At 40.2% G+C, this 19,735-nt stretch carries 20 protein-coding genes; 2 read left to right on the top strand and 18 right to left on the bottom strand.

The genetic code is table 11. From position 1 onward, the window contains the following. Positions 1 to 388: 388 nt before the first annotated feature. The 11 genes from DWX61_RS07855 to DWX61_RS07805 all read right to left on the bottom strand — a co-directional run bounded on the left by DWX61_RS07855 (position 389) and on the right by DWX61_RS07805 (position 10,494). Complete coding sequence (locus DWX61_RS07855; RefSeq protein ID WP_118624648.1) at positions 389 to 1,492, bottom strand: DUF4179 domain-containing protein; 1,104 nt, start codon at positions 1,490 to 1,492, stop codon at positions 389 to 391. Next, positions 1,465 to 2,019 (bottom strand): RNA polymerase sigma factor, encoded by a 555-nt coding sequence (locus DWX61_RS07850; RefSeq protein ID WP_118624910.1) that lies wholly within the window; start codon positions 2,017 to 2,019, stop codon positions 1,465 to 1,467. The genes DWX61_RS07855 and DWX61_RS07850 overlap by 28 nt, the downstream gene beginning before the upstream one ends. Before the next feature lie 305 nt (positions 2,020 to 2,324). Continuing rightward, positions 2,325 to 2,501, bottom strand: coding sequence for an Ig-like domain-containing protein (locus tag DWX61_RS07845; protein WP_118624646.1), 177 nt, complete (start codon positions 2,499 to 2,501; stop codon positions 2,325 to 2,327). A gap of 36 nt (positions 2,502 to 2,537) precedes the next feature. After that, complete coding sequence (locus DWX61_RS07840; protein ID WP_118624644.1) at positions 2,538 to 5,183, bottom strand: ABC transporter permease; 2,646 nt, start codon at positions 5,181 to 5,183, stop codon at positions 2,538 to 2,540. 15 nt (positions 5,184 to 5,198) lie between these two features. Beyond that, complete coding sequence (locus DWX61_RS07835) at positions 5,199 to 5,870, bottom strand: ABC transporter ATP-binding protein (protein WP_118624642.1); 672 nt, start codon at positions 5,868 to 5,870, stop codon at positions 5,199 to 5,201. 135 nt (positions 5,871 to 6,005) lie between these two features. After that, positions 6,006 to 6,905, bottom strand: coding sequence for a sensor histidine kinase (locus DWX61_RS07830; RefSeq protein WP_118624640.1), 900 nt, complete (start codon positions 6,903 to 6,905; stop codon positions 6,006 to 6,008). After that, positions 6,898 to 7,575 carry a response regulator transcription factor gene (locus DWX61_RS07825; protein WP_118624638.1) on the bottom strand — a complete coding sequence of 226 codons (678 nt, stop codon included), beginning with the start codon at positions 7,573 to 7,575 and terminating at the stop codon, positions 6,898 to 6,900. Before DWX61_RS07825 ends, DWX61_RS07830 begins: the two co-directional genes overlap by 8 nt. A gap of 221 nt (positions 7,576 to 7,796) precedes the next feature. Beyond that, complete coding sequence (locus DWX61_RS07820; RefSeq protein WP_118410626.1) at positions 7,797 to 8,177, bottom strand: mannose-1-phosphate guanylyltransferase; 381 nt, start codon at positions 8,175 to 8,177, stop codon at positions 7,797 to 7,799. A 53-nt stretch (positions 8,178 to 8,230) separates the two neighbouring features. Beyond that, positions 8,231 to 8,563, bottom strand: coding sequence for a DUF3784 domain-containing protein (locus DWX61_RS07815; protein ID WP_114001665.1), 333 nt, complete (start codon positions 8,561 to 8,563; stop codon positions 8,231 to 8,233). A gap of 126 nt (positions 8,564 to 8,689) precedes the next feature. Beyond that, positions 8,690 to 9,106 (bottom strand): YjdF family protein, encoded by a 417-nt coding sequence (locus DWX61_RS07810; protein ID WP_118253786.1) that lies wholly within the window; start codon positions 9,104 to 9,106, stop codon positions 8,690 to 8,692. Between the two features lie 248 nt (positions 9,107 to 9,354). Then, the gene (locus tag DWX61_RS07805) at positions 9,355 to 10,494 is read right to left on the bottom strand and encodes a hypothetical protein (RefSeq protein WP_118624636.1); all 1,140 of its coding nucleotides are present in this window, start codon (positions 10,492 to 10,494) and stop codon (positions 9,355 to 9,357) included. 551 nt (positions 10,495 to 11,045) lie between these two features. Between DWX61_RS07805 and DWX61_RS07800 the strand changes: the two genes are divergently transcribed. Further along, complete coding sequence (locus DWX61_RS07800; RefSeq protein ID WP_118624634.1) at positions 11,046 to 11,630, top strand: hypothetical protein; 585 nt, start codon at positions 11,046 to 11,048, stop codon at positions 11,628 to 11,630. Between the two features lie 299 nt (positions 11,631 to 11,929). Then, positions 11,930 to 12,472, top strand: a complete 543-nt coding sequence (locus DWX61_RS07795; protein WP_118069966.1) for an SMI1/KNR4 family protein — start codon at positions 11,930 to 11,932, stop codon at positions 12,470 to 12,472. 239 nt (positions 12,473 to 12,711) lie between these two features. On the opposite strand, the gene DWX61_RS07790 is transcribed toward DWX61_RS07795, so the two are convergent. The 7 genes from DWX61_RS07790 to DWX61_RS07760 form a co-directional block, all read right to left on the bottom strand. Next, positions 12,712 to 14,505: a DUF4209 domain-containing protein gene (locus DWX61_RS07790; protein WP_118624632.1), complete on the bottom strand. Its 1,794-nt coding sequence runs from the start codon at positions 14,503 to 14,505 to the stop codon at positions 12,712 to 12,714. A 123-nt stretch (positions 14,506 to 14,628) separates the two neighbouring features. Then, positions 14,629 to 16,011 carry a DUF6034 family protein gene (locus DWX61_RS07785; protein ID WP_118624630.1) on the bottom strand — a complete coding sequence of 461 codons (1,383 nt, stop codon included), beginning with the start codon at positions 16,009 to 16,011 and terminating at the stop codon, positions 14,629 to 14,631. A 110-nt stretch (positions 16,012 to 16,121) separates the two neighbouring features. Then, positions 16,122 to 17,381: a sensor histidine kinase gene (locus DWX61_RS07780; protein ID WP_118624628.1), complete on the bottom strand. Its 1,260-nt coding sequence runs from the start codon at positions 17,379 to 17,381 to the stop codon at positions 16,122 to 16,124. A 2-nt stretch (positions 17,382 to 17,383) separates the two neighbouring features. After that, positions 17,384 to 18,043, bottom strand: coding sequence for a response regulator transcription factor (locus DWX61_RS07775; protein WP_044961767.1), 660 nt, complete (start codon positions 18,041 to 18,043; stop codon positions 17,384 to 17,386). Positions 18,044 to 18,213: 170 nt separating this feature from the next. Next, complete coding sequence (locus DWX61_RS07765; protein WP_330637471.1) at positions 18,214 to 18,642, bottom strand: CPBP family intramembrane glutamic endopeptidase; 429 nt, start codon at positions 18,640 to 18,642, stop codon at positions 18,214 to 18,216. A gap of 4 nt (positions 18,643 to 18,646) precedes the next feature. Beyond that, positions 18,647 to 18,826: a hypothetical protein gene (locus tag DWX61_RS19550; RefSeq protein WP_330637472.1), complete on the bottom strand. Its 180-nt coding sequence runs from the start codon at positions 18,824 to 18,826 to the stop codon at positions 18,647 to 18,649. Positions 18,827 to 18,898: 72 nt separating this feature from the next. After that, positions 18,899 to 19,615, bottom strand: a complete 717-nt coding sequence (locus DWX61_RS07760) for an AAA family ATPase (RefSeq protein WP_118513846.1) — start codon at positions 19,613 to 19,615, stop codon at positions 18,899 to 18,901. Positions 19,616 to 19,735: the final 120 nt, after the last annotated feature.

Raw genomic sequence — 19,735 nt, 5'->3', positions numbered from 1 at the left:
AACAAAAAAAGGCCATTTAGAAATTTTCATTCTAAATGACCTTATTCATTACAAAGGCAGGAGGCTTTTGGCTCCTTAATGTTTTACTTCCGGTCAGATCCGGAACCAGCGTTTCTTATCTGTGTCTACAGATACAAATACAAATCTCACAATCATATTAACACAAGATATTGTTGGCGTCAATCGTGCTTTTGCTATATTTGGTGTTTTCGATTTTCAAAGATTTAATCAACTTCTCTTATTACTTACGGAAATGTAATTTTACCATTTTTATTTATACGAATCTTAAATGTACCACCAAACATTTTATTGTTATTTTTTTTATCTCTACAGCAAAAATATCCAATTGCGGTATCTCCTCCCTCTCTTCGGTCAAATTATTCTTTTGTCATCTGATTTTAATTTCTATTTTTCCTTCCACTTGGCTATATAAATCCAGAGGATCTTCATCACTTTCATAAACACGTCCTTCGCCTTCTCCGTAAGTATCTTCTATTCCTGTTTCATATTTTTTATATGTTGTTCTGTTTTTTTCTTCTTTATTTACATATAATTCTAATGTTACCGTTTTAGCATTTGGAGAAATTCCTTTATATTTTGTATTATTTCTGCTTTCTTCAAACACAGTCTCCGTGTCTCCATAAGTTGTCATTCTATAAAGCCCCTGATTTCCTTTATCGTCGGTTCCTATTAAATAATAATCTTCATATTCTTTATTATCCAAATTTCCATAAATTGTACTTGCCAAATCGTTTAAGCTCATTTTTGAAATCGTCAGATTTTGATTTGGAGATATCGTTATTTTTTTATTCACATTTACATTTATTGTATTCTTCTCTAATTCTTCCCAATTTGATGAAAATTCAAAAATATAGTCATCCGTATCTTCTGTATCAGCAGTATCCATTTCTGTTGGATTAAATAACCATACTTTCATTTTTATATCTGCTGTATTATCTTTAATAGTTGTATCTTCCAACCTATAATGACAAACCTGACCATCTGTTCCGTTCTCCTTTTTCTCCAGAGCATATGTTCCATCTAACTGCGCCGCTTTTCCATTTATCTCCACTTCTGTTAGTAGAATAGTCTCCTTTTCTTTTGAAGCATTTATATTATCAGATATTGCCACCCATAAATTCTCCTTATCAGCAGCAATTTCATCTAATGTAATAGAAATTCCATTTTTAGTAATCGTTTTTCCAACACTATCTATATATGATTCTACATTTTCATTAATCCCCAATGCAGTTTGAATCCACGAAGTAATCTGTTCCCAGGCCGCCTTTATCTCATGCGGATGTCCCAAACCTCCTATCAATAATGCTATTACAACTCCTGCTGCTGCAATCTTTGCTAATTTTAATTTCAAATTAACATTTCGCTTTTTCCATGGCAAGGAAGCTTCGTAAACAAATTTTTCATCTATTTCTCCCATCAGATCTAAAAAATTGTTTTCTTTTTTCATATGATTTCTTTCACCTCTTCCCATAATCTGTTTCTGCTTCGAAAAAGACTAGATTTAATTTTAGTCTCAGAGCATCCATGTCTTTTTGCAATGTCTTTAATATTATCCATATACCAATATCGCCTGACAAAAATATCCCTGTCCCCTGCTTTTAAATCACTTAAAAATTTTTCTAAAATATTCAAAATTTCCTTTTTCTTTATATCCTCTTCCACATAATCCTTTATTGTATTTTCCAGTTTTTCCACTTCACCACAAATATCCATCATATGTGTATCTGCTCTTTTTGAAGCATTTTTCTTTCTGAAATTGTCCAATGCCAAATTTCTGGTTATTTTTCCAAGAAATGCAGGTAATTTTGTTGGCGTTTTAGGCGGAATCTTATTCCACGTTATCAGCCACGTATCATTTACACATTCTTCTGAATCTTCTGTGTTATATAAAATATTCCATGCAATCTTAAAGCAAAATTTTTCGTACTTTACTTCTACCTGGCGAATTGCATCTTCTGATCTTTCTAAAAATAAATTTATAATATGTGTATCTTCCATATCACATTTCTCCCCTGTATATTAGTGTTTTTATGCAGATAGGTTATTTGCAGTGTGCCATATTAATGTTTTCTATTATATAGAACGTATTTTTTTCTGTTTGGTTGCACTTTTTTTCTATTTTTATAATTTTTTTGTTACCATGCTTCCATTATCACTATAACATATTATCTAAACATTCTTCTCTCTTGGTCAACTATTAATATCGTAATCTACTTCTGCAAATAAAACTACATGCAAAAAATGAAAAAAGGAGCTGCCATTCCATGTGTATTCATGAAAGGCAGCTCCTGCTTGAATCATTTTTATTTAACAACTACTTTTACTTTTTTACGGATCTTTCCAGATTTCACTGTGATATAGGCTGTTCCCTTTTTCTTTCCTGTGATCACACCATTGGAACTTACCGTCGCGATCTTCTTATTTGAAGAACTGTAAGTAACCTTCTCCTGGGAAGTGATCGGGCTGATGACCGGTTTCACCGTAAGTTTTTATTCCTTGCAACGGTCACGCTTGATTTATTGAGCATCCCTTAACTGATCTACAATGCTGCATTTCGCTGCGTTATCATACATCATGCAGGGAATCAGCCACCCAAGCAGAAGAAATACCGGAATTGTCAGCAGGACAGGCAGAACGGTGAACCGATACTCAAAGAACCAGAACATACTGCCCAGCATTTTCCCCGCAAGAGGTCCCACCGCCAGTGAAAGCACAAAGGCCACCGATACGGAAGACATTGCGTAAAACAACCCCTCGTAGATCAGCATGGTTTTGAGCTGTCGGGGCGTCATTCCCACAGCCTGAAGCACCGCAAATTCCCGGCGGCGGGAAAGAATACCGGTCATCATGGCGTTGAAGAAATTTAAGAGTCCCACCAGCCCAATGATAGCACAGAGGATACCACCGATCAGAAGGAACATCTGCCGGAACTGAGCAAACTCAGAGCGAACCGTGGCTTTGCTTTCATACATCAAGGGCGAAAACTCACCGGCCGTGAGCTTTGACAGATATTGCTCTGCTTCGGCCTCGTCAGCTTCGTCCGCTGTGTCGAACAGGTAGAGCATCGGAACGACTGCACCACCGCTGTCCCTCTGTGCGGTGTCCACAGGCAAAACTGCGTTATATCCAATACCACCATAACGATAACCCATGGAGTTCGGAAGTTCTACCAAGGCGCAGACCGTGTACTCTACATCTCTGGCCCCATACAATTTTGCCTGAAGGTACTCCTCCGGTGTGTCTTCGTTGCACAGTTCCCCGGTGCGGCTGTCGATATATTTCACATCATCCGCATAGGTAGCCGTGATCGTGTCTCCCACCTTGGGGTAGTATTCAGGATTGGGCAGATTGCCGTAATCATCCAAAGAAACCGCAATGGCAATGGCGTTATTGTCCGTCTCCAGCATAGGAGAAATATCTCCGTCGAACACTTGCAGCTTGTCAAACAGACTGTTATCCAGAGCCTCGATTCTGGTATCTCCCATCACCATATTGCCCCGGTGCTCCATGCGGCTCATATGGCTGTCCAACTGCTCGGCACTTTCGTACCTTGCATAGTCCTGCCGCAGAGCATCCTCCGTCATCCACAGGTATGCGCTTTTTCGCACAGCATATCCCGTGCCGGAAAGACTGGCCTTTGTGTTTGCTGCGATCTCCTCGATCTGTTCTGGCGTGATGAATTCATCTGCCGGGTTGAAACGGAAATAGTCGGGAGTGCTGACGATAAAATCGGCGCAGGTCATGGAGGATACATACTTCTCCATGCTGAAGCCTCCCACAAAGGCACACAGCGCATTGAACAGTGTCACCGACAGTGCCAGAGACACCACCACCAGCACCGTCTTTTTCTTGTTTCGTCCCAGATTGGCAAAGGCCATCTGATGGAGCTTGGCTCCCCGGGTGCTGCGCTGTTTTTTCTTAGTCTGCATCACATCCGTATATTTGGTAGCCTCCACCGGAGAGACCCTGGCTGCCATTTTTCCGGGCTTGGAGCAGGACAAAAGCACCGTCAACAGGGCAAACAGCATAGAACCAAGGAAGATCACAGGAGAGGTGCTGATGGTGGTGATGCCCGCATCCAACTGGGTGGAGCGCAAGACAACAGGTACCAGAACAGCACCGATGCCGTAGCCCAGCAGCAGCCCCGCCGGAATACCGATCAGACAAAGCAGAAGTGCCTGCTGACGAATGATGCGTTTGAGCTGCCGGGGCGTTGTGCCAATGGTCTTCAGAAGTCCGTAAAACCGGATATCTCCCGCAACAGAGATCTGGAAAATGTTATAGATGATAAGATACCCGGCGAAAATCACCAGCAGCAAAAAAGCTGCTATGGCGACCATCAGCTCTGGATCGAGCTGCGACTCCAGCTGGGATGAGGTATATCCCCAGTTGACACCGATTCGGACGCTGTTGGGATCGGTATAGCTGTCCCATGTGTAGCCAAGATCGGTATCCACCTGCTCCATCTGCCCTTGAATGTTTGTGCCGGAAGCCATCATGACATTCAAATCGGTGCGGAAGGGCTGTAACCCTGTTTTCACTGCCTGCGCTTCGATGTCATCTGCGTAATCACGGCTGATGTTGATGTAGTGAACAGGCATTAGTTCATCATAGTCCCAATAGCCCACCAGTGTAAAGGTGTCCGTTACAGCAAAGGCGGTTTGATCCTTGTCCGTGATGGAATAGGAAACCGTGACCTCTGTGCCCAGTTCCGGCGTCACGCCAAGCAGCTGCAACGCTGCCGTATCCATGGCAACTTCTTTGCCGCTTTCGGGCATCCGCCCGGTAGTGGGGGTGGCATAGCTCCATTTAGTGCAGTTGGCGTCCATGTAGCTGATCTCTGCCGGCGTTTTGGAAAAGACACCTTCCGCAGTGATACCGATTACCTTCCGTGCCCCCGCAGCCTTCACCTTTGGGTGGGCAGCGATACGTTCCGCCTGCTCGGGGGAAACATCTTTAAAGGTGCCGTGTGCATAGCCGCCTACCTGCCGAAACTGGTAGGTTTCATAACTGGCGTTCAACGACAAGACAATGGTGAACATGGACGTAAATAGCAGCGTTGTCAGCGCAATGGCAAAAATGGCGATCAGATTACGGCGGCGGTTCGCATAAAGGGATTTTAAGCTGAGCTTCCGAATACATTTTTTGTTTTTGACATTCATCGTAGCCACCTCCCGTTAGTTCTGGGAGACGATCCGACCATCTTCGATACGGATAATGCGGTCTGCCATCTGCGCAATTTCTTCGTTGTGGGTAATCATTACGATTGTCTGGGCGAACTTTTGACTGGTGACTTTCAAAAGGCTCAATACATCCTGGCTGGTTTTGGAATCCAGATTACCTGTCGGTTCATCTGCCAGTATGATAGCGGGTGCCGCTGCCAAAGCACGGGCGATTGCCACACGCTGCTGCTGACCGCCCGAAAGCTGATTGGGCAGCGCATCCAGACGCTCATCCAGCCCAAGGGTCTGTACAATCTGCTGCACGAAATCCTTGTTGACCTTGCCACCGTCCAGCTCAATGGGTAGAACGATATTTTCATACACATTCAGCACCGGAACAAGATTATATGCTTGGAACACAAAGCCAATTTTTCTGCGGCGGAAGATGGTCAGGGCTTCATCCTTCAGGGAGAAAATATCCTGTCCGTCCACCATGACCGTGCCGCTTGTAGGGCGATCCAGCCCGCCCAGCATATGCAGCAGCGTGGACTTGCCGGAGCCGGATGTGCCGACAATCGCCACAAATTCACCTTTCTGCACACTTAAATCCACTCCGTCCAGCGCATGAACTGCGTTATTGCCGGAGCCATAAATCTTTTTCAGGTCTTTTGCCTGTAAAACCTCCATAAATAAGTACCTCCATGAAAAAATCTGTATGTATGAAAGGAAATGCTCCTTTGATACATACAGATTATCGCACAGGATTCTTTCCACATTCTTTCCGGCGGAAAATGAAATCTAACAATTTTGATAGAATTGTTGTTATTTCGGCAGAAATATGGAAAACGTACTTCCTTTTCCCGGAACGGAAGCAACCTTGATATAACCGCCTTCGCCGGATATAATCTGTCGGGCAAGGTATAAGCCGATGCCGACCCCTTCCTGCTCCTGAACTGACTTTGAACGATAAAAGCGGGCAAAGATTTTCGCTTGCTCACTTTCCGAAATGCCTGAACCGGTATCCGATATATCGATCCTTGTAAACATTTCGTAACTTACGGTAGAAATCGTGATTGTTCCATGCTCCGTATATTTGATGGCATTGTCTACAATATTAGCCAGTGCTTCCGCTGTCCATTTGAAGTCAAATGTAGCGGAAATATCTGTATCGTACAGATATATGGATAATCCTTTTCCAGAAGCCTTGGCGGCATATTGTTCTACTACGCTTTCAAGCAGCGGCTGAAGTGATGCTTGCTGAGGGGAAAGTGAAATGATCCCATTTTCCAGTCTGGAAAGTTTTACGAGAGAATCAATCAGAAATCGTAGCTTTTCCGATTGTTTGTACAGTGCCTCCACGTTTTCCTTTGCCGATGCAGGCAGAGTTTCCTCCATCAAAAGCTCGCTGTATAACAGCAGGTTTGCAATCGGCGTTTTCGTCTGGTGGGAAATGTCCGCAATCAAGGATTTGATTTTGTCTTTTTCCTGTGCCATATTTCGAGAAGATGCTTCTGCGGCAGAAAGATAGTGTGCAAACTTTGTTTCCAAAGCAGACAGCTGGCTTTCATCAAAAGTGATTTCAGAAAAAGAACCGGTCATGGCAGCGTCCAGCATCCTTTCGATTTCTTCCATCGTTTTTCTGACCTTTCTCCGCTCCCATAATACAACAGCTACCGCCGCCAGAAAACACAACAGTATGATCACGATGCCGCTTTTATTCATCTTTTGTCACCCAGCTATAACCGATTCCATAGACGGTTTTAATGTATTTCTGTGCCCCAAGCTTATCCCTCAGACGCTTGATCGTAACAGACAAAGCATTTTCATCCACATATTCTGCGCCATCTGTCCAGATCCTGTCTATAAGGTTTCCACGCGTCATGGTCTGACCGCGGTTTTCAACAAGAAGACGCAGTAATTTTTGCTCTGTTTTACTTAATTCCACTTTTGAATCTCCCACATAAAAGGTCATTGCTTCAAAGTCAAAGTGAAATAGATCAATATGGATCGGTGCATTTTTATGGCTTGACGCTTGCTTTCGCAGTTGGGTATTCACTCTTGCCCGCAAAACCGAAAGAGAAAAGGGCTTGGTAATGTAATCATCAGCGCCCCTCTCCAGTCCGTCCACGATGTCCAGATCGGTATCATTGGCAGTCAGCAGAATAACAGGAATCCCGGGTGTGGTTTCCTTGACATCCCGTAGCAATTCAAGCCCACTGCCATCCGGCAGATTGATATCCAACAGGATCAGGGATACACCGCCGCAAAGCAGCTGCTCCTTCGCCGTTTTCAGGTCTTTGCAGGAAATGATTTTCCGATCATCTACTTTCAGTGCTTTGCATAAACCTTGATTCAAACCAATATCATCTTCAACAATCAATAATTGCTCCATATATCTCACTCCTTCGTTACTCAAAGGTATTCGGCAAAGATAATAACAAGACAAAAAAATAACCGTCACCAGCCTCGCAAAACTGAACGGTTATTTTTTATCAATTAAGTATGGGGATTAACCGTCTAGCAGTAATACTCTTTTTCTATAATCATATTAGCACGCATGTGTGAGAATGTCACAATTTTTTTATTCTCAATATTGTAAGACTGCTGGCATTGTTATTTCTTTTCATTCAATAATTCTTTTACTCTTTTAACCGGAAATCTATCTTCAATATCAACTACTTCAAACAGATTTAATGGCAATTCCTTTTCACCAATCAGGAAAAGGTATTCATTAACAGCTCTACGATCAATCATAATCTTTCCATGTCCTGCCCAATGACGATTGCTCTCTTCCTTTTTCAGTCCGGAAATCCAATATTTATTACCATTCTCAATATCTATATAATTTGCATAGTTACCGATATTCTTCTGAAAGGCATGGTCATTAAAATAGATTGTTTTCTTACTTTTTGAAATTTTGACATATCCAATCCATGCCGGACCATCATCAGAATATCCCGTTTTTAATTCAATGTACATCAAATTGTTAATCATTCTTATTCTCTCCTGATTCCAAATTTTGCAACATCTCAACTAACTGGAAGTTATTACTTTCTGCATAGCGTGTTTCCCAAAATGATAATTACCACGACATCAATCAAAATAATCCCCAATGCAATATATACAAAAAATGCAGGCAAAATATTTTCAAGCAAGCCCATAATTAATGCAAGAATTGCTATAATAGACATTCCAATTCCCATTGTTCTGCATAACTTCTTTTCATCATATTTTTCCTTTTCTTCTTTTGTAGCTGTATTATATCCAGAAATAAACCAGCTCCCGTGTCCAGAAAGTAAAGTTATAGAAAGTACAGCAAATATTGCAAAGACAATCCACACTATCCAATCAGAACCTGTTGCTAAATCTGCTAATTTCATCTATATGCTCCTTAAATTCAAGTTTTTCTAAACTCTTCAATTCCATCTTCTTTCCCTTCAAATAGGAAGTATCCCTCGCCCAATGTGCTCGGTCAATTCCGATTTGGGCTAAAGCCCAAGAGGCTTTTAATGCCCCTTATGCTTTTCTCTTTTCTTTTGCTGTTTCAATTCAAACATTCGCTGTTCTTTCGCCTCTTTTTTCTTGCGATTTCTCTCTTTACGCTCCTGTTGGTTATGTTCCTGCTGTAATTTCAATGCTTGCTGCGATTTTGTGCCAATACCTGTTCTTATTGTCTGCTTTTTTACTTCTCGATGCATCCGTTTCGGATTTCTTTTTATATCCTTTACAACAGTTTCAACAGCCGGACTGAATTTCAAACTGAAATAGTATTGTTGAATATATTCCTGCACTTCGTAATCTTTTGGTTCTGCACCAAATATTACCTTCGCTACAGATAATTTACCATCCTCAATACGCTCAAATACGCCTACCCAAAATGGTTCTTCAAAATATACCGTCAGTTTTCCATTTGTTTTGTCCATAAAAATCCCTCCTAAAATGAATTGAACAAAGAATGGACAACCCGGAGGGGCAGGTTACTTACCCTATTTACATAGGACGGCTGGGCTACCTACCAGCTCTAGCATATCTTAAAAATATGCATTGCGTTTTTATCTTGTTTTTATCATATAAAGTGCAATATCACACAATATATCCTTACAATTTATATATTCTAATTCCTATAGTAAATCTATACAATCATCTTTTCCATTGATAGTACGAGACGATTTTAACATAATACTTTATCTGCTTTCAACACATAATCATGGGAACATATAATTCTGCTTCTCTGAATGATATCACCTCTAACAGAACAGTTTCCTTTTGCACAGCCTTCTATCGGTGTAAAATTTTCGCAGGAACCACATTTTCTGCGTTCCTTTTTCATTCCACGTCCATCGCACCGGATCATTTCATAACCAACAATGTATTTTTGCAGTTCATCTTCCGGGATTGTTTTTTCCAGCTTTTCCCCTGCATCATTTCTCAGTTCAAAATGAATATCCTTGCCATTTATGTCTGCTTGCAAGGCTATATTATTATTTAAGAGACCTTCCTCGTTTAACTCATTGATTTCTTCACAATCCAGATTTTCAATAAATTGCAAAATATCTTCCATTATGTCCACAGACAAGCCATATCCTCCAGAGCTGTATTCATAGAATATATTTCCATAATAATCGCCTTCTTTTAAGGTTATCGCAATAACATAGTCCCTGGATTTGTAATCATCAGATAGATCATGGTACATTTTTGTCTTCTCCTTATACTGATATCTGTTCTGGTTTTCTTCCCTGTACTTTTCATTTTTTATTTTATCGACTGCATTTTGTTTTTCTATCTTTGCTTCCATTGCAGCATAACCGTTTTGCTTAAATTTTTCTATCAGCTCGTCCCCATAACAATCACGAAATTCTTCTCTACATTTCTTTAATGCATCCAGTTGTGTAGATAAAAACTTATCAAAGAAGCTTTCCGGAATATGCAGCCTGCTTGAAAATTGTCTTTTTCTCTTTGGTATCGTTTTTTGTGTGCTGGCATATCCCAGCACTCCCATAGACACATCTAATACCCCTGCTAATTCTACTGAATTTAATTCATAGACCTTTTCAATCGCATCATAAATATTTATTTCTACATCGACTCCCTGTTCATCCTGTTGTAAAAGATCCAGAAATTTTTCATAACTTATTTTACATCTATCATAAGGTCCCTTAATATACCAAGGTGCTTTTTTCGTAATCTCCGTATAATACTCCAAAGAAGCTTCCCAGTCATCGCACTCTTCGTCTTCCTTACATGTGCTATACATACCACACACACCATTAGAGTCAAATCCACAAGTTTTGCAAGTTTTGTCAACCCTCATACTGATCCCCTCTCAATCCATCAATACTTTTTTGCATAGATAAATTTTTTCATCGAATTCTTTCCTTGTAATTATACACTTTTTCTGATGATATTACTATCTGTATGGATATTTGAACTTACTATTGAACTCTTCTTACTGAAAACTATAGATACTCAATTTGAACATACGTTTTTGACAATTACATTGTATTTCAACCCGAAGATTCTTATTGTCATTCAGTGTGTTTATAAATGAATTTTATTATATATTCATAAAATTTTATACTAAAAACTTCAAAATAGTGATACTATATTTATATTTAGATTAAAAAACCAACAACATATACAACGTCACCTTTTTTCTTTCCAAATACACTCTTTTGGGTTCAATTACTCAATTCTTACTGTAACTACTTTTCTAGTGATATTATGTTTTTTCATAATAATCTCTATACAAATCTTATAAATGCGCAAAAAACTATTGAAAAAAACATAAAACGTGCTATAATTGCTCTCCGTTGTTGAACAAAGCGCTAATTTGACAGCTAAATATTTTTCGGGAGGACAACTATGCGTAAAAAAAACAAATTAAGAATAATACTCATGTGGATGTTATCGCTTACATTGATATTAAGCGTCAATTTTAGTGTTTTTGCCTCAAATCAAAATATTACTCAATCTGATATAAAAATATCCTCATTACATGATGAAGAGGGATTATCTTTAAATGCTACATCTTTAAGCACTGACTCTGTAAATCTTCATAATAGAAAAAATGCCTCTTCTTTAGCTTCCAGAGAACAGGAAGTTGTCGGTGAGTTTACATATCATACTAATTATCTTTATGTTGACGGAAAATTACGTTATGGTTTTGTTATAGACTCTATGATTGGAGAAAAACCTAAAGTTCTCACTGTTCATTTCACACTACGTCATGGATCCAATATAAAACAAGTAACAGCTAATACAAATTTAGGAACTGTAACTTTTAAAAGTAGTGAAATAAGAAAGGGACAGGTTAAATATGTTACTACCGCTGCTAATACAATGTTTTGGAAATTAAATACTTCCTTTAACGCGGTTATGGCTGATGGCACTTCTAATCCTGGTGCAAACGGACAAATAACTCCTATTTTAACAAATAAAAAAGGATAAATCTTCCCTCAATATGTTGATCCCGTATCTAAAAAAGATGCTGAATCTACAATTAGCACCACTTGGAAAAAGCTTGCGAAATCTCCTACATGGAATGGAAGATCAAAGTATATAAAACAATATGAAGAAAAATATGGAAAACAGCCTTCTTCCTTCTGGTCAAGTGTTCAAATTCATCATATACGCCCAAGACAATATGGAGGTGCATTAAATGATTTTAATAATTTAATGCCCGTCAAAACCGAAAGCCATAGAGCAATAACTTCTTGGTTTAGAAATTATTAAGGAGAGAGTACATAATGGAAGATGTAAATGCAATACACAGAATTTTCAAAAATTTAAAATATGAGATGGATAATAATGGTTGGGTCTATCAATGGCATTTAGGTGATGAGCCTATAAAAGTAACTCATAAATTTTACCCACCTGTATCCTCCGAAGAAATTCAGTTATTTGAAAAATATTTTCCCAACATGAAACTTCCCGCTTCGTATAAAGCCTTTTTATCTTGTTCAAATGGAATGGAGCTTTTTTGTGGAGAAGAGGGTAGTTCTCTAGTCAGCTGTACCATCTACTCTTTAAAAGAAGCTCTTAATCAAAAAGAGGTTTGGAATAATACACCCATTTTATCTGATCCAGAATTCACCTATCATCTTCCCATTCTTTTTCTGCAAGATATAGGTGATATAACCATGGATTTACAAGCTGTATTAGAAGGTAGAGAAGATTATTTATGTTATCCAGCTCCTGACACCGATCGTTTTAACCTTCCTTTTAATGAGTGGTTGGAGCGCTATATTGTATGCCAGGGACATGAATTTTGGTTTTTCTTAAATCCGTAACTACCAAAATACTTTCTCTCTATTTTTATAAAAAAAATATATGCTTATGAAAAACACTCTGACTACTAAGTTGGAGTGTTTTTATAATTCATATTATATTTATAGATTTACTCTCAGTGCTACACATTCCGGGGGGTGAGGGCGTCCCCAAAGTGCGTTTTGATATCCAAACGATATGCTTGCCGGGTACTTCCAAACACTTTTTAAGGAAACCATACCATCCGTCCAACCATTTTATATTAATTCTCATCCGTATTATCGTTCTTCTCCATCAGCTGTTTCAGCTTTTTATTTATTTTACTTCTATTCTCCTCCTGTAATTTTCCGCAGAATAGATAGCAAAATTTCAGTGCAAACCACCAGATATACAAAGCTTTAAAGCTCTGGAATGCCTGATCATCCAGCATTCCATGTGCTACATTGTTGCGCATGTTAAATCCAAATTTTGAACAGAAAATCGTATTTAAAGCAAATATAAGGTCTTCATCCAGGCTTTCTTTTACTCCTTCCAATTCTAAGACAGCGTGCATTGGTTTTACTTCTTCAATCCCTTCTTCATTCATGTTGTAAACAAGTTCTCCACATTCCACTGCCAGATATTTTACTGCATTTTCTATCTGTGGAATCAGGATACTTAGCGCCGTCAAAAAATCTCCTGAAAAGCCAAACATAAGACCCTTGGTATACGATTCTTTTCTCCCCTCTGGAATCGCACAACTTACATCTACAATCTTTTTTACATCACTCTCTTCGATCACAAATCTGGAACGAATATATTCAAACGTATTTCTCACCAGAATCTGTGCAAAATAATCCATCTCCATGGCTGCTGTCCGCTCCATATTATCCTTAAGCGCACCTTCATCGATTGTTCCATCAGGCTTTTTCACAGGCCTGCTTTTAGCAATTAATTTTCCTCCTTTTCCAAGGATTGCCGCTGGAAATATCGTGTTCAGGATCCCAGTCCTATTTAATACTTGATTCTTTACCTTTTCTCTTACCGGAATCGGAAGAAATGAAGCAAAATAACATAATGCCTCTTCTTTATCAAGATCTTCCAGTTGGCGGAACAGTTCTTTTACAATGCCGCTGGCATCCTGTTTATCACTCCATACCATCATCTCCGAAAGGGAAGCTTCTTCTATCTGTGCTATTTCCTGCAACAGTGCCTTTCTTTCTTCTTCCGTACCCTGTATGGTCTTTAACAACTGAATAACCTCTTTCAAATAGTGAATCTTTCTCATTAAATTTCCTTTAGAAGAGGCCCCGGCATATTCAGCCTCCATCCGGATAGTCTGAATCTTACGTCTTCGTATCGCAATCAGTTTAGGTTCAGTAATACACTTTTTCTTCTGCCAGTTATTTTTTCTGCAATAGAGTTCTTCCAACAGATCACAAAACTTACCAATGAGCGGTGCATCACAGCTATTATCATCGTAAGTTTTCAAGATATTTTCCACATAAGGGATCAGATATCCTGTATCCACTTTTTCCTCCATGGCAGTTTTTATCAAATATCCAATTTTTGCGTGGCTGCTGTTATCATACTCTTCTAATACTTTTATCAGCAGATTCTTTCGCACCTCTTCATTGATTTCCTTGCTTCGGATTTTTTTAGAGATAAACAAGATCCGGTTTATAGCCATGATATGATCTGCAAATGCACCGGTGTTCTTCAAGTATTCGCAATAAGCCGTTTCTGCTATTTTAGCATTTGAAAAATCATTTTCCACAACCCATAAAAAATCCGATATCTTTGCCTTGTTGATCGGGGCGATGGGATAGCTTCGGATTTCCTCCAGCAATGCCTGATACTCTTCTTTATTTATATCTTTCCGATTCCAAATGCTGCGGGCATAGGAAAACGGTACGTCTTTAGGCGTATCGATCCATCGTTCCACAATAATATCCACCAGAAGATTCCTGAATTTCCCATCCATCGTTCCGCAAAAATCTGTCAGTGCTTTCTCTGCCGTTTGAAAATTAGGTTCTTTTAAAATCTCTGCGATCTGCTCTGCCATTTTTTCTGCCATATATATTCTTCCAGCCTTTTTCTATAGGAAAAGTATAACGTATTTTTCTTTTTCCTATAAAGCAGAAAGACCTGAAAATCCAGGTCTTTCTGTCATCATTTATTAGGAATTGAAATTCACACTCTATTTTATATCCTTAGAGTCCATAGAAGCCGCCCATCCAGCCTGAATCCTTTGTATTACGCTTCCATCCCGTGCATCGATCGTAAGGAGTGAAACACCTGCATCATCCATCGTCACGTCTCCCATGACCGGTCCATCCTCCCCATTTCCGTACTCATACTCTGGCTCTTTGGATGTCCAGGTTCCATAAAAATCCCACACCGGGATCAGAACTGCTTCGGTATCGCTGCCTTCACTGTCTGGCATGCACATATAGCCCAGCTGTACCTTTGTTATGGTTATCTCCGCACTCTGTGCATCAATGGACGGATAACGGTAGTGGCTTCCTCCATCGACAGATATCATCCGATTCTTGTCTTCTGTCATGACCTGCAAAGTGATCGTTTTTTCAAAAATATCCTTGACCTCATCAAAAGGAAGTAAGAACAGCGTCTCATCGGAAGCATTCGAAGCTTCTATGGGATTTCTGTGCAGAAAACTTTGAAGTGTCCCACTGCAAAAGTCCATTGTCAGTACTTCATTTTCCCATCCTTCAGGCTGTCCTTCATGAAGTGTTCCGTCCTCATTTTCCCATTCAAGAGCCTGCTCATTAACAGGCAGAGAGGTTTCCCTCACATAATTAACCGGAACCCCGTCTATCATCCGTTCAAAAATGAAGTCATCTTTTTCCAGGGTAGTGCTTCCTTCAGTAAGTGCTTTTGAGGAACTTTCAAATATCTCCCAGTCTCCGGACACAAGACCTGAAACCTTCTCCTTTGCTTCCTTTTCAGACACTTTCCCGCTTCCTGCCTTTATATAATTTTGAAAGCGTTCTTCTCTTTCTTTTTTCTCACTTGATGCCAGGGTCATGTCCCCACAATCATCAAAGCTAAACTTCGCTATCTGAAATCCAAGTTCCTCCACATCCGATACCTGCTCGCTCTGTACATAAGAATACCGATAGGTCAGTCCATCTACTGTATATGTCCCCGCCTGTTCGTTCTCATTCTTCTCTTCCTGCATGGGCTGTCCTTTTCCGAATGTGTCTTTTATTTTATTCTGTTCTTCTTCAGGAATCGCCACCCTTTTTACTTTTTTTAAACAGATTGCATCTACATCCGGGACTTTTACCGGTGCATCCGCTGTCAGGGTAAAATTCATCGGGGTTTCTTTATCCTCCCGGTCCGCTGATCTTAGATCTGCTTGGATTGTTGTCTGGTATGTTTCCGGTGCCTCTACCTGTTCTGCGACGGTTTTCTGAACTGTTTCCTTTTTCTCTTCATTTTTCTGTTCTGTCTGATTCTTTTCTTCCACAACAGCAGACTGGACAACACGGTCACATCCGGATAATGTCAAAAGATTCATACACAGAACGGCTCCCATAAACATTTTTATTTTCTTCATCCTTTTTCCATCCTTTCCTTTCGGTATTAAAAAAGGTACTCTCTTCTTATGAGAAAAGAGTACCATATTGCTTTGCCGATGTATTCATCAAGATGTAAACAAATTGTAAATCAGAAGATGGCTCTTACCGTGGTCCCCTCTCTCTGTATACTTTCGATTTTTAGGCATCCACCATGGATTTCTGCCACCTTCACACAGAGTGCCAGCCCAAGTCCGGATCCGCCTTCTTTTCGGCTTCGTGATTTGTCCACCATATAGAATGCATCTGTGATCTTTCCCAGTTCTTCCTCCGGGATCCCCATTCCGGTATCCGACACTTCAAAGATCTTTTTTCCAGCTTTCTCATAAGCCTTTACCCAAATGCTTCCACCGGCATCCGTAGCCTTTAGGGCATTGTCGATCAGGTTTATCAGAAGGCTTTCCATCAGGGCCGGATCCATTTTCATGGAAAAGGCTTCACATTCCATCTTGAGGTGCACCGCTTTCTTTTCTGCCTGTTCTTTTTCCATGTCTATGACATGGTTTAAAAGATCACCTGCCGTGGTCATTTCCATCTGTATGGCATGGTTCTGATAAAGCCCCAGCATCTGCAGCATCTTCCCTGAAAGAGCCTCCAGGCGCTTTCCCTCCCGGTTGATATGTTCCAGTGCCCGGTCTTTCTGTTCGTCTTTCAGCTTTACATGACGCAGGGTATCCGAATACCCGATAATGGATGTTAACGGGGTACGCATTTCATGGGAAAGTGCCCCCATGAGCAGCTCCTGTTTCTCTGCCACTTCCTGTAGCTTCTCCATCTGTTCCACAGTTCTTCGCATCATCATATAAATAAAAAGGCCGGCGATCAGGAACACAGACAAATAAATTCCCAAAAACCAGACAGCGGTCTGTCTCAGCTCTGCAAAAAGCCCTGTGACTTCCCGAACAGAGAGGACTTCGTATCCTTCCGGTCTGGATAATGGTTCCAGCTGGAGAAGGAGGTATTTCTGTCCCAGTTTCTGTATCTTGTAGGCATAAGGATCTCCTTCATCCTTTAAGCCTAAGTTTTCGAGCCCCACCACTTTATAATCTGTCAGGTTTTCAATGACGGCATTGCTTTTTCGGTCGATGAGAGCCATGCCTTCCCCACAGCATCGCTGGAACTGAAAGCCCATATAAGCCCGCTTTCCAGTCTCGGACATCTGCTCATATTTGCTGTTATCCCAAAATTGTTCCAGGAGTATCTTGCCATTTTCCAGCTGTCTTCCGTAGGTCTCTGCAGCATTATTGAGGCTTCGTTTTCCTGTGATATAAAGACTTAGCGTTCCCACTGGGAGCAGGGCACATAATAACGTTACCAGCATAAGAAGTACCGTTCGTTTCCACAGCTTCATCCTTATTCCTCCAGACGGTATCCAAGTTTCGGGATCGTCCTGATCTCATCATAAAGTTCCAGCTTTTTTCTGAGCTGTCCGATATGGACATCCACCGTCCTGCTTTCTCCCAGGTAGTCTTCTCCCCAGACCCGTTTTAACAGTTCTTCCCTTCCAAGCGCAATATTCTTATTTTGCAGGAGCAGCACAAAGAGGTCATATTCCATTGGCTTTAGGCTTACCGGAAGCCCGTCTTTGTAGACCTGATGGCTTTGCATGTCCACCAGGATGTTCCGGACCGTTAAGACTTTCTTGGCCCGTCCCGTCCTCTCCAGTACCTTCTCAATGCGTACCAGAAGTTCCAGCATCTCAAAAGGTTTTACCATATAATCTTCCGCACCCAGCTTTAATCCCTTCACCTTGGAAGCCACATCATCCTTTGCAGTCAGGTAGAGCACCGGAATATCTTTCTTTTTAAAATCCTCCATAAGTGCAAATCCGTCTTTTCCCGGCAGCATGATATCCACCACTGCCATATCTGCATCCTCATGCCATAAGAGCAGCCGCTGGGCTTCTTCCCCATCATACGCTGCCACAGTCTCATACCCTGCTGCCTCCAGGTTCATGCACAGCAATTCTGAAATTGCACGGTCATCTTCTATCACCAAAATTTTATTTTTCATTCCCGCTGCCACCTCTAACGCTTTTCTATAGTATAGTTTTTTAAATCCCAGGTCTACATTGCATTTGTTCTTGCTTTCTCATAATTTATACGCATCAGGGCACGATAATGTGACCAGCTCAATTCAGGGCACAGTGTGTCTCAAATTAGAAAAGTACAATAAAACTGAAATTATAGATTTTTGTCCCTTATCTTTTTTGCCATTACGAATCCAAACATTAAAATCAAGTTCATAAACAGTACAACTATACTACCTTCAATTTTACAGCTGCCACCCGACAAAATTGAATTTCCACTAATTACCATGTTGAACAAATGCGGATAATCTTCTGCTAATGATACTCCACCCAAAATAATTGCACCAACTCCATTCCATAAAAAATGGATTACGATCGGAGCAACTAAGGATTCTGTGTATTCCAAAACTGCCGTCACGAAAAGACTCATTGTTATAACGTTTAGTACAGGAAGTATTCCTGCTTCAAAAGCCCCACCATGTGCAAATGTAAATAATCCGGTAGATATAAGGACAGCGACAACGATGTTGTAATTATTTTTTATCATCTGATACAAGTAACCACGAACTAACACTTCCTGCATAACGCTATTGATAAAAGCTGAAAATAATTGTAAAACCAATAACTGACAATAATGGAATCAATTCTGCCCAAAATCTCCAGACTGCCGCACTTTTTGTATCTGGTATAGGCAAAATTGAAGCACATATAGCCCAGCCTACAAAAAAGGCAAACGTTTTTAATGATACCAATACTAATTTCTTCATGTAATATTTTCCTTCTCTACAATCCTGATTTTCTTAATTTCATAGACTTGAATCCGTCAATTCCTTTATTGTCTAATATGTTAGCAATTTATCCAACAGCATCTGCCTGTTGTTTATGAACATTTCTGTTACCCGATAGCTCTCTGTATCTTCATATTCGCATAAATGTATTCGTCCATCATCAAAACAATAGATATCTGCATCAGGTATTCCTAACAAAATTGGCGAATGCGTAACTATAATAAACTGTGCTCCCTCTTTTGCACAACTATATATTTGCATCAACAATGTAAGCTGTCTCTGTGGGGATAATGCAGCTTCCGGTTCGTCAAAAAGATACAAGCCATTTGGACGCAGATTATTCTGTGCCAATGCGAGAAAACTCTCTCCATGTGATTTTTCATGATATTTAGCGGAAGGATGTGTGAGATCCGCATATTCTTCTTCCTTCGTTGCAACATTATAAAAACTTTCAGCCCTAAGAAAATAACCCCACTTTTCCTTCCGATAGCCTTTGGAAATTCTTATCGCATCACACAATTCTGAATGTGTATCATGCGTAGAAAAAACATAATTCTTTGTTCCACCCTCCGGATTAAAACCATGTGCTACAGCAAGTGCCTCCAATAAAGTCGATTTACCACAGCCATTTTCTCCGACAAAAAAGGTAATTGGTTTATTGAAAACAAGTTTTTCAATCTCTTTAAAAGCCTTAATTCTCTTTAAATAACTATCGTTATCAATTCTATTCCAATCGAATAATACTCCTTGTAAGAATTGATCATTCATCTAATCACCTGCCTGTAAAAAACACTTTCTAATCTACCTTTTCTTGCTCTTTGGACAAGAAGCATCATTCGCTCTAAATAGCTCGGTCAACTGGAAGTTCTGGATGCGTATAATATGCGA

It is taken from the genome of Ruminococcus sp. AF20-12LB (genome assembly GCF_003478985.1).
Lineage (GTDB): Bacteria > Bacillota > Clostridia > Lachnospirales > Lachnospiraceae > Blautia_A.
The sequence above is the reverse complement of the archived record's forward strand: the minus strand, read 5'-3'. Positions and strand labels throughout refer to the sequence as shown.

What these genes read in the sequence shown, in the direction of transcription:
- DWX61_RS07855 (WP_118624648.1), bottom strand. Translation starts at nt 1,492, where the DNA reads ATGGGAAGAGGTGAAAGAAATCATATGAAAAAAGAAAACAATTTTTTA.
- DWX61_RS07850 (WP_118624910.1), bottom strand. Translation starts at nt 2,019, where the DNA reads ATGGAAGATACACATATTATAAATTTATTTTTAGAAAGATCAGAAGAT.
- DWX61_RS07840 (WP_118624644.1), bottom strand. Translation starts at nt 5,183, where the DNA reads ATGAATGTCAAAAACAAAAAATGTATTCGGAAGCTCAGCTTAAAATCC.
- DWX61_RS07835 (WP_118624642.1), bottom strand. Translation starts at nt 5,870, where the DNA reads ATGGAGGTTTTACAGGCAAAAGACCTGAAAAAGATTTATGGCTCCGGC.
- DWX61_RS07830 (WP_118624640.1), bottom strand. Translation starts at nt 6,905, where the DNA reads ATGAATAAAAGCGGCATCGTGATCATACTGTTGTGTTTTCTGGCGGCG.
- DWX61_RS07825 (WP_118624638.1), bottom strand. Translation starts at nt 7,575, where the DNA reads ATGGAGCAATTATTGATTGTTGAAGATGATATTGGTTTGAATCAAGGT.
- DWX61_RS07820 (WP_118410626.1), bottom strand. Translation starts at nt 8,177, where the DNA reads ATGATTAACAATTTGATGTACATTGAATTAAAAACGGGATATTCTGAT.
- DWX61_RS07815 (WP_114001665.1), bottom strand. Translation starts at nt 8,563, where the DNA reads ATGAAATTAGCAGATTTAGCAACAGGTTCTGATTGGATAGTGTGGATT.
- DWX61_RS07810 (WP_118253786.1), bottom strand. Translation starts at nt 9,106, where the DNA reads ATGGACAAAACAAATGGAAAACTGACGGTATATTTTGAAGAACCATTT.
- DWX61_RS07805 (WP_118624636.1), bottom strand. Translation starts at nt 10,494, where the DNA reads ATGAGGGTTGACAAAACTTGCAAAACTTGTGGATTTGACTCTAATGGT.
- DWX61_RS07800 (WP_118624634.1), top strand. Translation starts at nt 11,046, where the DNA reads ATGCGTAAAAAAAACAAATTAAGAATAATACTCATGTGGATGTTATCG.
- DWX61_RS07795 (WP_118069966.1), top strand. Translation starts at nt 11,930, where the DNA reads ATGGAAGATGTAAATGCAATACACAGAATTTTCAAAAATTTAAAATAT.
- DWX61_RS07790 (WP_118624632.1), bottom strand. Translation starts at nt 14,505, where the DNA reads ATGGCAGAAAAAATGGCAGAGCAGATCGCAGAGATTTTAAAAGAACCT.
- DWX61_RS07785 (WP_118624630.1), bottom strand. Translation starts at nt 16,011, where the DNA reads ATGAAGAAAATAAAAATGTTTATGGGAGCCGTTCTGTGTATGAATCTT.
- DWX61_RS07780 (WP_118624628.1), bottom strand. Translation starts at nt 17,381, where the DNA reads ATGAAGCTGTGGAAACGAACGGTACTTCTTATGCTGGTAACGTTATTA.
- DWX61_RS07775 (WP_044961767.1), bottom strand. Translation starts at nt 18,043, where the DNA reads ATGAAAAATAAAATTTTGGTGATAGAAGATGACCGTGCAATTTCAGAA.
- DWX61_RS07765 (WP_330637471.1), bottom strand. Translation starts at nt 18,642, where the DNA reads ATGCAGGAAGTGTTAGTTCGTGGTTACTTGTATCAGATGATAAAAAAT.
- DWX61_RS19550 (WP_330637472.1), bottom strand. Translation starts at nt 18,826, where the DNA reads ATGAAGAAATTAGTATTGGTATCATTAAAAACGTTTGCCTTTTTTGTA.
- DWX61_RS07760 (WP_118513846.1), bottom strand. Translation starts at nt 19,615, where the DNA reads ATGAATGATCAATTCTTACAAGGAGTATTATTCGATTGGAATAGAATT.